Source organism: Dermatophilus congolensis, from assembly GCF_900447215.1.
Lineage (GTDB): Bacteria > Actinomycetota > Actinomycetes > Actinomycetales > Dermatophilaceae > Dermatophilus > Dermatophilus congolensis_A.
The window spans coordinates 993,858-1,007,218 of sequence record NZ_UFYA01000001.1 but is presented as its reverse complement, the minus strand read 5'-3'; the positions used below and the strand labels follow the sequence as shown (position 1 = coordinate 1,007,218).

Genomic DNA, 13,361 nt, shown 5'->3' with positions numbered 1-13,361 from the left:
CCCGTGCTGGTGAACGAGCCCGAGATCAGCGTTTAGCTGCGTTCTTGGGGGCAACCAGGCGCGTAGCGGACCACTGAGGGGTCAGGTTGGTGCTCACTGAGGCATTGAGCCCGGCAGTTTCAGCCGCTTCAGCAATCTCGACGGGGTCGACTTCACCATCTCTGCCCACCTTCGGAGAGAGCAACACAATGAATCCGTTAGGCCCCAAAGCTGATACGGCATCGACGAGGTTGTCTGTCAGGTCGCCGTCGCCATCGCGCCACCAAACGAGAACCGCGTCAACAACCTCCTCGAAGTCTTCGTCTTCGAGGTCACCATCAATGAGGTCCTCGATCTCCATGCGGAGGTTGTCATCGACGTCGTCGTCGTAGCCGAACTCCATGACGATGTCGCCATTGCCGAAGCCAAGCTTGCTCAGATGTCCGTTCTGTGCGGACGTTGCCACTCTGTGCACCTTCCTCGTTATGCGAGTCCTGGAATGGATCATCGCGTCCGGCCGACGAGGGCCCTGCGGTACACCTCATCTTTGGCCATCGTGATTCATGTGTGTGCGGCACTCGCGGCTCGCTCTGTGAGTTTTGCGGCGCGTGCGGTCCGCCTCCGGAGCGAGCGCAACCGGGCGCGCTCACGTCGATTGTCGTATACGAGGCGTGAAATCCTCATATCGACGCCGAGGTCCTTATCGGCCATTGCCCGGTCCTTCACACATTTCGCGTCAACGACCGAGGAAATGACCGTGAGAAACGAACCGCGCGACGTCTCATACTATGAACCTAAGTCCGCTGGCGTGGGCACATCATCTGATGTCATCAATGCCCATCAATGCCAGGATGGAGACATAGGGCTGCGTCACATTCGGCGCAACCACCCCCCAAGCGAGTACGTGGCGTTGTTATGCCGCGTCAACCGGGACGCGCAGATGCCGCGTCTCGACCCCCGGCTGCCCCGCAGAAAGGAATCTTCGTGTCTTCCGAAGAATCAGGACCGATCATCAACGGTCTGCCCAGTCGACTCCCGGATGTAGATCCGGAGGAGACCGCCGAATGGCTCGAGTCGATGGATGCGGTGCTCCGTAATGGAGGCACCCAGCGGGCTCGTTACCTGATGCTGCGGATGATGCAGCACGCCCGCGAAAACGAGGTTGGTGTGCCCACCACGCGCACCACCGACTACGTGAACACGATTCCGATCGAGCAAGAGCCGTGGTTCCCCGGCGACGAGGACATGGAGCGGGCATTCCGTCGCCTCGTGCGCTGGAACGCAGCTGTGCTGGTACACCGGGCGCAGCGTCCCGGAATCGGCGTTGGCGGACACATCTCCACCTACGCATCGGCAGCTTCGCTGTACGAGGTCGGTCTCAACCACTTCTTCCGCGGCCAGGACCACCCCGGCGGTGGTGATCAGATCTTCTTCCAGGGTCACGCTTCCCCGGGCATGTACGCCCGTGCCTTCCTCGAAGGACGCCTGGGCGAAGACCGTCTTGACGGCTTCCGTCAGGAGAAGAGCCACATCGTCAGCGGCAACATCGAGGCAATCCCCTCGTACCCGCACCCGCGCAGCATGGGCGATTTCTGGCAGTTCCCGACCGTGTCGATGGGTCTGGGACCGATCAACGCGATCTACCAGGCACAGTTCAACCGCTACCTGCACAACCGCGGCATCAAGGACACCTCCCAGCAGCACGTGTGGGCGTTCCTCGGTGACGGTGAAATGGACGAGGTCGAAAGCCGTGGTGCCCTGCAGTGGGCAGCGGGTGAAGAGCTCGACAACCTCACCTTTGTCGTCAACTGCAACCTGCAGCGCCTAGACGGACCGGTGCGCGGTAACGGCAAGATCATCCAGGAGCTGGAGTCCTACTTCGCCGGCGCAGGCTGGAACGTCATCAAGCTGATTTGGGGTCGTGGCTGGGATGAGCTCCTCGCTGCCGACAGCCAGGGTGCGCTGCGCGAGGTTATGAACACCACTCTCGACGGTGACTTCCAGACCTTCCGCGCCAACGACGGTAAGTACGTACGTGACCACTTCTTCGGGCGCGACCCGCGCACCCTGAAGATGGTCGAGAACTGGTCTGACGAAGACATCTGGTGGAAGCTCAAGCGTGGTGGCCACGACTACCGCAAGATCTACGCCGCCTACGACCGTGCGATGAAGCACACCGGCCAACCGACCGTCATTCTCGCCCACACCATTAAGGGCTACACGCTCGGTTCTCACTTCGCGGGCCGTAACGCTACGCACCAGATGAAGAAACTCGCGCTTGATGACCTGAAGGCGCTGCGCGACACCCTGCACATCCCGTTCACGGACGAGCAGCTGGAGAAAGACCCCTACCTGCCTCCGTACTACAACCCCGGCCCGGACGATGAGCGCGTGCAGTACGCCCTCGAACGTCGCCGTCAGCTCGGTGGTTTCGTTCCGGAGCGCCGCAGCAAGCACACCCCGGTGCACCTGCCCGACGACGCGGCATACAAGGTCGCTAAGAAGGGTTCAGGTAAGCAGCAGGTTGCCACCACCATGGCATTCGTTCGCTTGCTCAAGGACCTCATGCGGGACAAAGAATTCGGCAAACGTGTTGTGCCGATCATCCCCGACGAGGCCCGCACGTTCGGTATGGACTCGTTCTTCCCGACCGCGAAGATCTACAACCCGCACGGCCAGAACTACACCTCGGTGGACGCTGAGCTGATGCTGGCTTACAAGGAGTCCCCACAGGGTCAGCTCCTACACCTGGGTATCAACGAGGCCGGTTCGTTGGCCGCGTTCACCGCCGCAGGTTCGTCGTACTCCACGCACGGTGAGCCCATGTTGCCGATCTACATCTTCTACTCGATGTTCGGCTTCCAGCGAACGGCTGACGCTATCTGGGCAGCTGCCGACCAGTTGAGCCGAGGCTTCCTTATCGGCGCCACCGCAGGACGGACCACCCTCACCGGTGAAGGCCTGCAGCACATGGACGGCCACAGCCCGCTGTTCGCAGCCACGAACCCGGGCGTCGTCTCCTATGACCCGGCATACGGCTACGAGATCGCACACATCGTCCAGGACGGTATGCGTCGCATGTTCGGCGAAGAAGGCGACGCCGGCGAAGACGTCATCTACTACCTGACCGTCTACAACGAGCCCATCGTGCAACCCAAGGAGCCGGAGAACGTCGACGTCGACGGCATCCTGCGCGGTATGTACCTGCTTAAGTCCGGCACCGACGCAGGCGCCAAAGAAGACGCACCTCGTGTGCAGCTGCTGGCTTCCGGTGTTGGTGTTCCGTGGGCGCTCGAGGCCCAGGAACTCCTCCGCGAAGACTGGGGAGTCAACGCTGACGTCTGGTCGGTCACCTCGTGGACCGAGCTGCGCCGCGAAGCTCTGGAATGCGACAACGAGCAGCTGCGCGACCCGGGCAAGGAACGCCGCACGCCCTACATCACGCAGTGCCTCGCCGAAGCTCCCGGCCCGGTCATCGCAACCAGCGACTACATGCGCCAGGTGCAGGACCAGATCGGCCCATGGGTGCCGCAGAAGTACTACGCGCTGGGCGCAGACGGATTCGGTTTCTCCGACACCCGTGCAGCCGCTCGCCGCTTCTTCAACATCGACGGTCCTTCCATGGCAGTCCAGGCGCTCATCGCCTTGGCTGAAGAAGGCAAGGTCGGCGCTGACGTCCCCGTGACCGCAGCACGCGAGTACAAGCTCGACGACCCCTCCGCCGGATCTTCCGGTAACGCTGGCGGCGACGCCTGAGCTAACGGGTAATACCTACCCGAACACACGCAGGGGGGCTCCGGTCAATTGACCGGAGCCCCCCTGTCATTGTTACTGCATTACATCAATCAACTTTTGCTGCGCCGAAGCTGCTCACGTGCCTGGTAGCCGGTGTCAGGCTGGTCGGTGAAGAACCCATCGATACCGGTTTTGAGGTAGGTGACGATTTCGTCGCGTCCGCGGCCGTACTGGCTGTCCTTCGTGCCGACGCGGTACTCCTTAGGCAAGAACGTGTTCTCATTGCGGAACGTCCATGGGATGACTTTCAGGCGTGCTTTGTGCGCATCAGCAACCAAAGAAGTCGGTTTGCCCAAGGTACCTGCAGAAGTACGCGGAATAATCTGCACCTTCTCAGGACTGATGCCATCAACACTACGGGCAAGACGTGCTAGTGAGGCAGGCTTGAGTAGCTCGGTGTAGGTGGTTCCGCGCGCAGCAAGGTCAGCTGGGCCGCCCTTAGAGGCAGTGAGGAAAGTGGTGTTGGCGCGGTAACCATACTTGCTCTTCAAATCGCGCAGATTCGTCAACTCAAAAGACTGAATCCACATAGGAGCCCCCGGACGGTTCAGGCCGAAGCGAGTTGTCTCGGCCACAACCTTTTTCTCCAACGGCAACCCGATCTGACGGTGATACGTGGAATGCTTAATTTCGGGGATAACACCAATAGGGCGTTTGTACTTCGCGCTCAACCGTGCACGCAGTTCAAGCACTTCACGGTACGTAGGCACCTGATAGCGGCCGTTGTACCGCGCCGAACGGTGACGGTACGGAAGTCGTTCTTTAGCGCGGAGAGTTTTCAGCTCCGCGAGTGTGAAGTCTTCAGTGAACCAGCCGGTCATTTTTTCGCCGTCGATCGTGACGGTTTTCTTACGCTGGGCGAATTCAGGACGTTGAGCAACATCGGTGGTTCCGCTGATCTCAGGCTCATGCCGATCAACCAACACACCATCTTTGGTGGAAACAAGATCAGGCTCGATATAGTCGGCGCCGTACTGAACAGCTAGCTCGTAGGCGGCCAGCGTGTGTTCGGGACGGTACCCAGAGGCACCACGGTGAGCAATCACCAAAGGTGAGCGCATTGCGGTGCCTTCTGACTCAGGAGAGTGGTACTCCCCCGGCTGAAAAGCGTGGGCAACGGTGGCCGTAGCAGTGAGAAGGCCAACAGCCGCCGCAGTGGCGAAAATACGTGCGCAGGTGCGTTTCATGAGGTCATCCCAGCGAAAACGCTCCCCGGGGTCAAGGCTGTGGTCAGCTAAATCGCTTGAGCGCGAACGGTGTGCGTTCACCTGACGGTCTACTACAGGCAAGGCGGCCTACACTCCGAGCATGTCGCCGGATCAATCACGCCCGACGCAGATCCGAACCAACACCCTCGATGCCATTACTGCCTCAACAGACCACATCACGGCCGCAGTGCGCAGCTGTCTAGAAGAGCGGCTCGCGTGGTACTCGCGTTTACCCGCAGATACCCGCTCATGGGTGGGGATTCTTGCCCAGTCCGCTATTCGTGCGTTCATTGCCTGGTACCGAGCCGGACAACGCGAAGGTGAATCATTTGCCTCAGTGTTCTCGCTAGCACCGCGAGAACTCACCCGATCCATCAGCCTGAGCCAAACCGTAGAGCTCACCCGCACCGTGGTCTCAGTCGTGGAAGAACACGTGATGGCGCTGGCAGCCGCAGATGAAATCGATGCGGTACGTGCAGCCGTAGCAACATTCTCTCGCGAAGTCGCATTCTCAGCCGCCCGCGCCTACGCCGTCGCAGCCGAATCCCGCGGAGCCTGGGATGCCCGAATGGAATCCCTCGTCGTGGATGCGGTTATGCGCGGCGAATACGACGATGATGTCGTCTCACGGGCAGCCACGATCGGCTGGCACGACCGACACAGCGTGTTCGTTGTCGTGGGAGAAACCCCCCACGCTGCTGACGAAGCCGTTGACCAGATGCGCTCCCACCTACGACGGCAACGAATAGATTCTCTTTTTTCTGTACAAGGACGCCGACTGGTTTTGATGATCGGCGGCGCCGAGAACCCTGGAAAAACCGTCAGCGAACTCTCGCACTGCTTCGGGCCAGGACCACTGGTGTACGGGCCGAGCGTTGCGCACCTGATGACAGCAAACAAATCTGCCCATGCCGCGCTCGCAGGAAGCCGTGCATGCCCAGGGTGGGTGAATGCACCTCGACCAGTAGCTGCCGAGGAGTTGTTGCCCGAGCGGATCCTTGATGGTGATGTCACGGCGCGCAGGCATCTGGTTGACCATGTTTTTACCCCCCTAGATGCCTTAGGTAACGGGCTGTTGGAAACAGCCGACAGTTATTTGCGCTGCGGCCGCAGCGTGGAGGCCACTGCGCGCTCATTGTTCGTCCACGCCAATACGGTCCGGTACCGGCTTTCTCGTATTGAAGAACACATTGGCTACGACCTCACTAACCCGCGTGAGGCGTATGTCGTGGAAGTAGCCCTGACCGTGGGACGCCTCGAGGCTGCGGCAGCAAGCCGTGCAGATGATGGGGCAACTCGTCAGTAACTTCTTCCACTGAGGCTCAATGAAGAAAATTTGTAGGAATCACACAAAATACTCGCGGGTACTTCAACAGGTTTCCCCCTGCGGAGTTACCGGACATCACGGAAAGGTGAACGTGTGCTTGCGATCGTCAGCCCCGGACAGGGGTCCCAAAAACCCGGCTTCCTCTCTCCATGGCTAGAGCTTCCCGGCTTCCGGGACCGTCTCGCATGGCTCTCTGCCGCCGCAGACCTTGACCTCATCACCCACGGCACGGTCTCCGACGAAGAAACCATCAAAGACACCGCCATCGCCCAGCCCCTCATCGTTGCTGCCGGGCTGCTGTCGCTGTTGTCTCTCTTCGAACACCCGGCAGACGGATTCCGTGCCATCGGTGTCGGTGCTGGCCACTCCGTCGGCGAAATCACTGCAGCAGCCGCCACCGGCGTTATCACCGCCGAACAGGCCATGGTGTTCGTTCGCGAACGGGGTAAAGCAATGGCCACGGCAAGCGCGTTCACCCCCACAGGAATGTCAGCAGTCCTGGGAGGTGAGCGCGAAGAAGTCCTGACACACCTGCAGTCTCTAGGGCTGACCGCAGCGAACTGCAACGGTGCTGGCCAGATCGTCGCCGCGGGAACACTCGAGCAACTCGCCGCTCTTGCAGCGCAACCACCGACCAAAACTCGGGTTATGCCCTTGAAAGTTGCTGGCGCGTTCCACACCCACCACATGGAGTCAGCCTCCTCAGTGCTTTCTGGATACGCCCGCGCCATGAGCACCCACGATGCCCGGGTGCCCCTCATCACCAACCGCGACGGCTCTGTCATGACCAACGGGCGCGCTTTCCTAGACGCGATGGTCGACCAGGTGACCCGACCAGTCCGCTGGGACCTCACCATGGAAACCATGCTGGCGATGGGAGTCACAGGCATCATCGAAATCCCCCCAGCTGGAACCCTGACCGGACTAGCCAAACGAGCGATGAAAGGTGTTGAGCGTCTGGCGCTGAACACCCCCGAAGACATCCCCGCCGCCAAACGCATGATCGAAGAACACGGCAGCAGCGAGTGCTACGCCGGTAGTGCCCCCGACTGGCGGCTCATCGTCTCCCCAATGAAGGGGACGATCACATTTGCTGAAGGTGTCGGCACGGAAGAAGGTGATCACCTTGAAGCAGGTCAAACCCTCGCCACCATCAGCTCACTACGTGAAACTGCCCCCGTGATCGCCTCTAGCGAATCCCGTGTCATCGAATGGCTTGTCGCTGATGGCGACCCTGTCTCCCCGGGAATGCCGCTGTTGCGCCTCTTCCCTGCCGCCGAGTGAACGACCCACGGCAGCGCAGATGCGAGACCCTGATCGCAACAGCATGCAGTGTAGGTAGGAGACATCATGAGTGAGCTGCGACTTCAGACCACTACGGGGGCACCAGGATCCAGCATCCTCGGCATCGGTGACTACCGCCCATCCCGGGTAGTGCCCAACGCCGACATCGTCGAAGCGATCGACTCCAGCGATGAGTGGATCCGCGACCGTTCCGGCATCGCCGAACGCCGCGTCGCCAACGAAAACGAAACTATCGTTTACATGGCCGCCAAGGCCGCTCAAGCAGCCCTGGACCACGCAGACATAGCTGCTGAGAAAGTTGACCAGGTCATTCTCGCCAGCGTGACCTACCCGACTTTGACTCCGGCAGCAGCACCACTAGTTGCCACCGAACTGGGTATCACCGGTGCCGCTGCCTACGACCTCAGCGCTGCCTGCTCGGGCTACACCTACGGCATCGCTGCAGCCGATTCTGCTATCCGCACTGGTCTATCTACTTGCACCCTCGTGATCGGTGTGGAGAAGTTCTCTGATTTCCGTAACCCCACCGATCGCGGAACAGCATTCATCTTCGGTGACGGCGCTGGCGCGGCTCTCGTTGGCCCCTCTCCCGTTGCCGGTATCGCCCAAACCATTTGGGGAGCCGACGGTAAGCACAGCGATTTCATCGCCCAAGAACCAAACTGGCTTGAATATCGTCGCCGCGTCGAAAACCCCAACGCCACTGATGAAGAACGACGTTGGCCCTGGATCGGGATGCAGGGACCATCCGTTTTCCGGTGGGCGTCATACACGATCCTCGATGTAGCCCGCCAAGCTCTCACTGCCGCTGGGGTCACCGTCAATGACATCGATGTTTTTATCCCTCACCAAGCCAACGTCCGCATCATCGAGGCCATGGCTAAGAAGCTCGAACTGCCTAGTCACGTCATCGTGGCACGCGAAGACATCGCAGAAATGGCGAACACCTCCGCTGCTTCCATACCCTTGGCCACGGCTCGGCTCTACCGAGAAGGACGCATCCGCAGCGGCATGCTCGCTTTGCAGATGGGTTTCGGAGCCGGATTGACCTGGGCAGCTCAGGTGGTCCGCCTCCCGTGAACGACCCGCCAGGCCCGACGGGTAATCGGGCCCTGCCACGCACTCGTGGCAGACATAACACCCACTCACGGCGCCCTCATGGTGCGTGAGCAGGCATAACGAAAGGAAAACACCATGGCAGCGACCGAGCAGGAGATCCTCGCGGGCCTCGCCGAGATCGTCAACGAGGAGACCGGCGTCGAGACCTCCGAGGTCGAGCCGCAAAAATCCTTCACCAACGATCTGGACATCGACTCCCTCTCGATGATGACGATCGTCGTCAACGCTGAAGAGAAATTCGATGTGCGTATCCCTGATGAGGAAGTGAAGAACCTCATGACTGTTCAGGACGCAGTGGACTTCATCAAGATCGCCCAGAGCGCCTGATCGCAGTCATAGCGCGGGTGTCGCAGGGGCTTACAACCTCTGGGCACCCGCGGCCCCTAGCCCAGTCGTCGAGCCGAGCCAGCTCCGACGGCCCCATGACCGAGGAGTTCACTCATGTCCACCACGCTCAAGCGTGTCGTCGTCACAGGTATGGGGACGACCAATCCACTCGGTGCCGATGCCGAAAGCACCTGGCAGGCCGCTCTTGCCGGAACTTCTGGCATCCGACACATCGAGGCCCCGTGGGTTCAGCAGTACGACATGCCTGTCACTTTTGCTGGACAACTTGCCCAGCCTGCATCTGAGGTCCTCACCAAAGTAGAGATACGCCGGCAAGACCCCGCCACCCAGTACGCCCTCATCGCGGCACGTCAAGCATGGCGCGATGCTGGCTCACCCGACATCGAATCCAACCGGCTGGCCGTGAGCGTAGGAACCGGTATCGGTGGCGTGCACACCCTCGTTGACGCCTGGGAAACGCTGCGCACGAAGGGCCCCCGTCGTATTTTCCCGCTGTCGGTGCCGATGCTGCTCGTGAACAGCCCCTCAGCAACTGTGTCCTTAGAACTGAAAGCCACCGCTGGCGCTCATGCCCCTGTGAGTGCGTGTGCTTCCGGGGCTGAGTCCATCGCTGATGGACTTGAATTGATCCGCAGTGACAAAGCCGACATCGTCGTGGCCGGAGGCACCGAAGGGGCCATTCACCCACTGACGATCGGTGGCTTCTCTGCGATGCACGCGCTATCGACACGTAACGAAGACCCTCAGAGCGCTTCACGCCCGTATGACATCGACCGTGATGGTTTTGTCATGGGTGAGGGCTCGGCAATCCTTGTGCTGGAGGAATACGAGCACGCCGTTGCACGCGGTGCCCACATCTACGCAGAGCTTGTCGCCGCAGGCCTATCCAGTGATGCCTACCACGTAGCCGCCCCTGAACCTGAAGGCGCCGGGGCCGCACTATCAATCCAGCGGGCACTGAGCGAAGGCGATATCGACCCAGCATCGGTCGTGCATGTGAACGCACACGCCACCTCCACTCCAGCTGGTGATGGCGCAGAAGCCAAAGCTATTCGCGCCGGTTTGGGGCCCCACGCCGACCACGCATGTTTGACCGCCACGAAATCCATGACGGGACATCTGCTTGGTGCAGCGGGTGCATTGGAGTCGGTTTTCACGATCCTTGCGTTGCGTGATCGCCTCGTGCCAGCCACTCAGAACTTGGAGAACCTCGACCCCCAGATTGACCTGGATATCGTTCGTGGCCAGAACCGGGCCTTGCCTGCTGGTGATGTGGTTGCGCTGAATAACTCGTTTGGTTTCGGAGGGCACAACGTGACTTTGGCGTTCCGGAGCGTCTCGTGACTTCCCGGACACCAAGCGTGGCTGCTACGCAGGCTGCACAGGCTGTTCGAGAGCGAACTAAGGTTCCGCGCGAGGAAGACCCCCGCCACCCGCGGCGTCGGTTGGAGCGTTTTTTTGACGAGGGCACGCTCACTGTTATCTCTGATGATGACTTGTCGGGAATGTTGGCCGGTATCGGTCAGGTGCAGGGCAACACAGCGGTCGCCTTCGCTGCCGACCCGACAGTGCAAGGCGGAGCAATGGGCGGTGACGGGTGCCGCGCTGTCGTTGCCGCCTACGAGCGGGCTCTAGCCGAGAGCTGCCCCGTAGTGGGGTTGTGGCATTCCGGTGGTGCACGGCTAGCTGAGGGCGTGTTCTCGCTGCACGGCGTGGGGTTGATCTTCGCGATCATGACCAAAGCCAGCGGCAAGATTCCGCAGATCTCTGTTGTGTTGGGGCCTGCTGCTGGTGGCGCGGCGTATGGTCCGGCGTTGACCGATGTTGTCGTGTTGGGGCCGCTGGGGCGCATTTTTGTCACAGGTCCCGATGTGGTGCGTTCGGTGACTGGGGAACAGGTTGATGCGCTGCGGCTGGGTGGCCCTGAGCCGCATGGTCGTCGTTCTGGTGTGGTGCATGTAGTGACCGATTCTGACGAGGAAGCCTACGAGCGTGGTCGCCAACTGTGTGATCTGCTTGGCGCCAATAGCCAAGGGGCGTTGGACCCTGCGTCGGTGCAGGATCGGGATTTGGCACGCTTCTTACCGGATTCGGCTAAGCGTGCTTTCGATGTTCACCCGTTAGTCGAGGATCTGCTTGACGCTGAAACCACAGCGGTTGAGCTGCATCCGAAGTGGGCGCCGAACATCGTCACCACTCTGGGGCGTCTGGGTGGGCGCACGGTGGGAGTTATCGCAAACAACTCGCTGCGTCTGGGTGGATGTTTGGATGCCACGAGTGCAGAGAAAGCCTCTCGGTTTGTGCGGATGTGCGATGCGTTCGGTATTCCACTGATTGTGGTGGTGGATGTGCCGGGGTATCTGCCGGGCGTGGGCCAAGAGTGGGACGGGGTGGTGCGTCGTGGTGCCAAGCTATTGCACGCGTTCGCTGAGGCGGTGGTTCCGCGAGTCACGCTGGTAACGCGTAAAACGTATGGCGGCGCCTATTTGGCGATGAACAGTCGCGCTCTGGGTGCTACGAAGGTGTTCGCGTGGCCCGATGCCGAGGTCGCGGTGATGGGTTCTGTCGCTGCGGTGCGGATTTTGCATCGGCGGAAGTTGGCGCAAGTCCCTGCCGAGGATGTCGAGCGTGTGGAGAGTGAGCTCGCAGTAGAACATGAGAGGCTCTCTGGTGGGTTGCCGCGCGCTGTTGATATCGGTGTCGTGGATGAGATTGTCGAGCCGGGTTTGACGCGTGGTGTGATCGCGGCGGCGATCGCGGCTGCTCCGGCGCGTCGCGGTGATCACGGGAACATTCCGCTGTGAGGTTGGCGGCGTAATTGCCCATGGCTGTGGGGCAGCCCATCAACGGGGCTGCCCCACAGCCATGCGTGGTCCCAGGAGTTGTGTGTGCGGGCATAGTGGTGCTGCCGCACGGGTGCGGTGTGTCCGCTTAGCTCACGCGGTAGAGCCAGCGTTCGGGGCGGCCATCGCCGGCGTGGCGGAAGTTGTCGAGTTCGACGTCCCAAGCGGTGCCGAGGGCTTGGTCGAGTTCGTGGCGCAGGGCGGTGGCGTTTCCGTGGCGCATGGCTGCTCGGATGCGGTCTTCGTTGATGACGGCATCCCCAGAGGCGGAGATCCAGGTGTGGTGGATTCCTAGTGAGGGGGTGTGGGACCAGCGTGATCCGTCGAGGCCTGGGCTGGGTTCTTCGGTTACTTCGTAGCGCAGGTTTTCCCATCCGCGCATAGCGCTGGCGATGGCGGCGCCGGTTCCAGGTTCGCCGTACCAGGTGAGGTCGGCACGCATGAGTGAGCGCCCGAGGGGTTGGGGTGACCAGTCGAGGTCGACCTCGCCGCCGAGCACTGATTCGAGCGCCCAACTGATGTGTGGGCATAGCGCTGCTGGGGCCGAGTGGATGTACACGGCTCCGCGTGTTGTGTTGCCCGTGGGCTTTGCAGACATCCGGTCCTCCTGGGTGTGTGTGGGACGTCTTCCCCAACGCCCATAGCTGGCACCCGTGTGGCCGGTTTATGTGTATGTGGTTGTGTGGGCCGTCCAACTCCCCAGCTGTAGGGCCCGCGGTCGATCGAGCTGTGTGCGTGCCGCGCACCCCTGCGCGACGGTGGCTTCCTCGTTCGGGGCGATTTGCGTCGTTCGTGGTGAACGTTTTGATCGGTTGTCCGATTGAAGATTTTTAGTTCGATCGATCGAAGAACATTGTGCCTCAAGTGTGTTGCCGAGTGTGGAATGAGCGCGCTGTGGCTTGTCGACAATGGGAGGTCTCTTACGTCTGTGGCTACTGGACACTCGATCAAGACGTGCGCTTCACTTATGGAGTGATCGCGGAAGAACGGAGCTTCTTCCACGCCGTGGTTCGCATGGGGGTGCACCGCGGCGGGGGCCGACGGAGACTCCGGCGGACCACGACATGTCTCTACAAGGGGGAAATTCATGACGGACGCACCTGTTGCACCCGCACCGGGAATGCAGAGCGCCATGGCCATTCTTACCGCTCGGCTGCAAAGTATGGATGGCGGTTGCACCGTCAACGAGTACGTCAACATCTTGCGTGAGGAGATGGCGGATCAGGATCCGTTGATTCTGACTTCTGCGATGGCTTCTCTTGCATCAGCATTGTTGGCGATTGCTTCTGGCGGGACCAATATTCCTCCGTATGAGTTGCTGTCCACGATTGGGTTGACGCTTGCGGATGCTTGATCGTTGACGCCAGTGTCCTGAAGCGCTGGTATTGCTGTGACGATAGTGGGGGCCACTGCACCTAGGTGCAGTGGCCCCCACTA

Annotated in this window: 11 protein-coding genes; 8 read left to right on the top strand and 3 right to left on the bottom strand. The window is 60.8% G+C overall.

Annotated elements, in window-relative coordinates; genetic code table 11:
- Positions 1–25: 25 nt before the first annotated feature.
- Entirely contained in the window at positions 26–445 is a 420-nt protein-coding gene (locus DXZ77_RS04280; RefSeq protein ID WP_258553127.1) for a DUF3052 domain-containing protein, read from the bottom strand.
- A gap of 518 nt (positions 446–963) precedes the next feature.
- Here DXZ77_RS04280 and aceE point away from each other — a divergent pair.
- Positions 964–3,735, top strand: a complete 2,772-nt coding sequence (gene aceE, locus DXZ77_RS04275; protein ID WP_258553126.1) for a pyruvate dehydrogenase (acetyl-transferring), homodimeric type — start codon at positions 964–966, stop codon at positions 3,733–3,735.
- A gap of 89 nt (positions 3,736–3,824) precedes the next feature.
- Here the strand turns inward: aceE and DXZ77_RS04270 are convergent, their stop codons facing one another.
- Entirely contained in the window at positions 3,825–4,961 is a 1,137-nt protein-coding gene (locus tag DXZ77_RS04270; RefSeq protein ID WP_115030243.1) for a glycerophosphodiester phosphodiesterase, read from the bottom strand.
- Between the two features lie 121 nt (positions 4,962–5,082).
- Here DXZ77_RS04270 and DXZ77_RS04265 point away from each other — a divergent pair, with 121 nt between their 5' ends.
- The 6 genes from DXZ77_RS04265 to DXZ77_RS04240 all read left to right on the top strand — a co-directional run bounded on the left by DXZ77_RS04265 (position 5,083) and on the right by DXZ77_RS04240 (position 11,885).
- The gene (locus tag DXZ77_RS04265) at positions 5,083–6,288 is read left to right on the top strand and encodes a PucR family transcriptional regulator (protein WP_115030242.1); all 1,206 of its coding nucleotides are present in this window, start codon (positions 5,083–5,085) and stop codon (positions 6,286–6,288) included.
- A 114-nt stretch (positions 6,289–6,402) separates the two neighbouring features.
- Positions 6,403–7,593, top strand: coding sequence for an acyltransferase domain-containing protein (locus DXZ77_RS04260; RefSeq protein ID WP_115030241.1), 1,191 nt, complete (start codon positions 6,403–6,405; stop codon positions 7,591–7,593).
- Between the two features lie 66 nt (positions 7,594–7,659).
- Positions 7,660–8,694: a beta-ketoacyl-ACP synthase III gene (locus tag DXZ77_RS04255; RefSeq protein ID WP_115030240.1), complete on the top strand. Its 1,035-nt coding sequence runs from the start codon at positions 7,660–7,662 to the stop codon at positions 8,692–8,694.
- A gap of 114 nt (positions 8,695–8,808) precedes the next feature.
- Positions 8,809–9,060: an acyl carrier protein gene (locus DXZ77_RS04250; RefSeq protein ID WP_028327744.1), complete on the top strand. Its 252-nt coding sequence runs from the start codon at positions 8,809–8,811 to the stop codon at positions 9,058–9,060.
- A gap of 114 nt (positions 9,061–9,174) precedes the next feature.
- The gene (gene fabF / locus DXZ77_RS04245) at positions 9,175–10,425 is read left to right on the top strand and encodes a beta-ketoacyl-ACP synthase II (RefSeq protein ID WP_115030239.1); all 1,251 of its coding nucleotides are present in this window, start codon (positions 9,175–9,177) and stop codon (positions 10,423–10,425) included.
- Positions 10,422–11,885 (top strand): acyl-CoA carboxylase subunit beta, encoded by a 1,464-nt coding sequence (locus DXZ77_RS04240; RefSeq protein ID WP_258553125.1) that lies wholly within the window; start codon positions 10,422–10,424, stop codon positions 11,883–11,885. Before fabF ends, DXZ77_RS04240 begins: the two co-directional genes overlap by 4 nt.
- A gap of 127 nt (positions 11,886–12,012) precedes the next feature.
- On the opposite strand, the gene DXZ77_RS04235 is transcribed toward DXZ77_RS04240, so the two are convergent.
- Complete coding sequence (locus DXZ77_RS04235; protein ID WP_115030238.1) at positions 12,013–12,522, bottom strand: DUF3145 domain-containing protein; 510 nt, start codon at positions 12,520–12,522, stop codon at positions 12,013–12,015.
- A 489-nt stretch (positions 12,523–13,011) separates the two neighbouring features.
- On the opposite strand from DXZ77_RS04235, the gene DXZ77_RS04230 reads away from it, so the two are divergent.
- Positions 13,012–13,278 carry a hypothetical protein gene (locus DXZ77_RS04230; RefSeq protein ID WP_115030237.1) on the top strand — a complete coding sequence of 89 codons (267 nt, stop codon included), beginning with the start codon at positions 13,012–13,014 and terminating at the stop codon, positions 13,276–13,278.
- The last annotated feature ends 83 nt before the right edge of the window (positions 13,279–13,361 follow it).

Bases quoted from the DNA above. Each gene is read 5' to 3' on its own strand.
- DXZ77_RS04255 (WP_115030240.1), top strand. From the start codon at position 7,660: ATGAGTGAGCTGCGACTTCAGACCACTACGGGGGCACCAGGATCCAGC.
- DXZ77_RS04250 (WP_028327744.1), top strand. From the start codon at position 8,809: ATGGCAGCGACCGAGCAGGAGATCCTCGCGGGCCTCGCCGAGATCGTC.
- DXZ77_RS04270 (WP_115030243.1), bottom strand. From the start codon at position 4,961: ATGAAACGCACCTGCGCACGTATTTTCGCCACTGCGGCGGCTGTTGGC.
- DXZ77_RS04235 (WP_115030238.1), bottom strand. From the start codon at position 12,522: ATGTCTGCAAAGCCCACGGGCAACACAACACGCGGAGCCGTGTACATC.
- fabF (WP_115030239.1), top strand. From the start codon at position 9,175: ATGTCCACCACGCTCAAGCGTGTCGTCGTCACAGGTATGGGGACGACC.
- DXZ77_RS04230 (WP_115030237.1), top strand. From the start codon at position 13,012: ATGACGGACGCACCTGTTGCACCCGCACCGGGAATGCAGAGCGCCATG.
- DXZ77_RS04265 (WP_115030242.1), top strand. From the start codon at position 5,083: ATGTCGCCGGATCAATCACGCCCGACGCAGATCCGAACCAACACCCTC.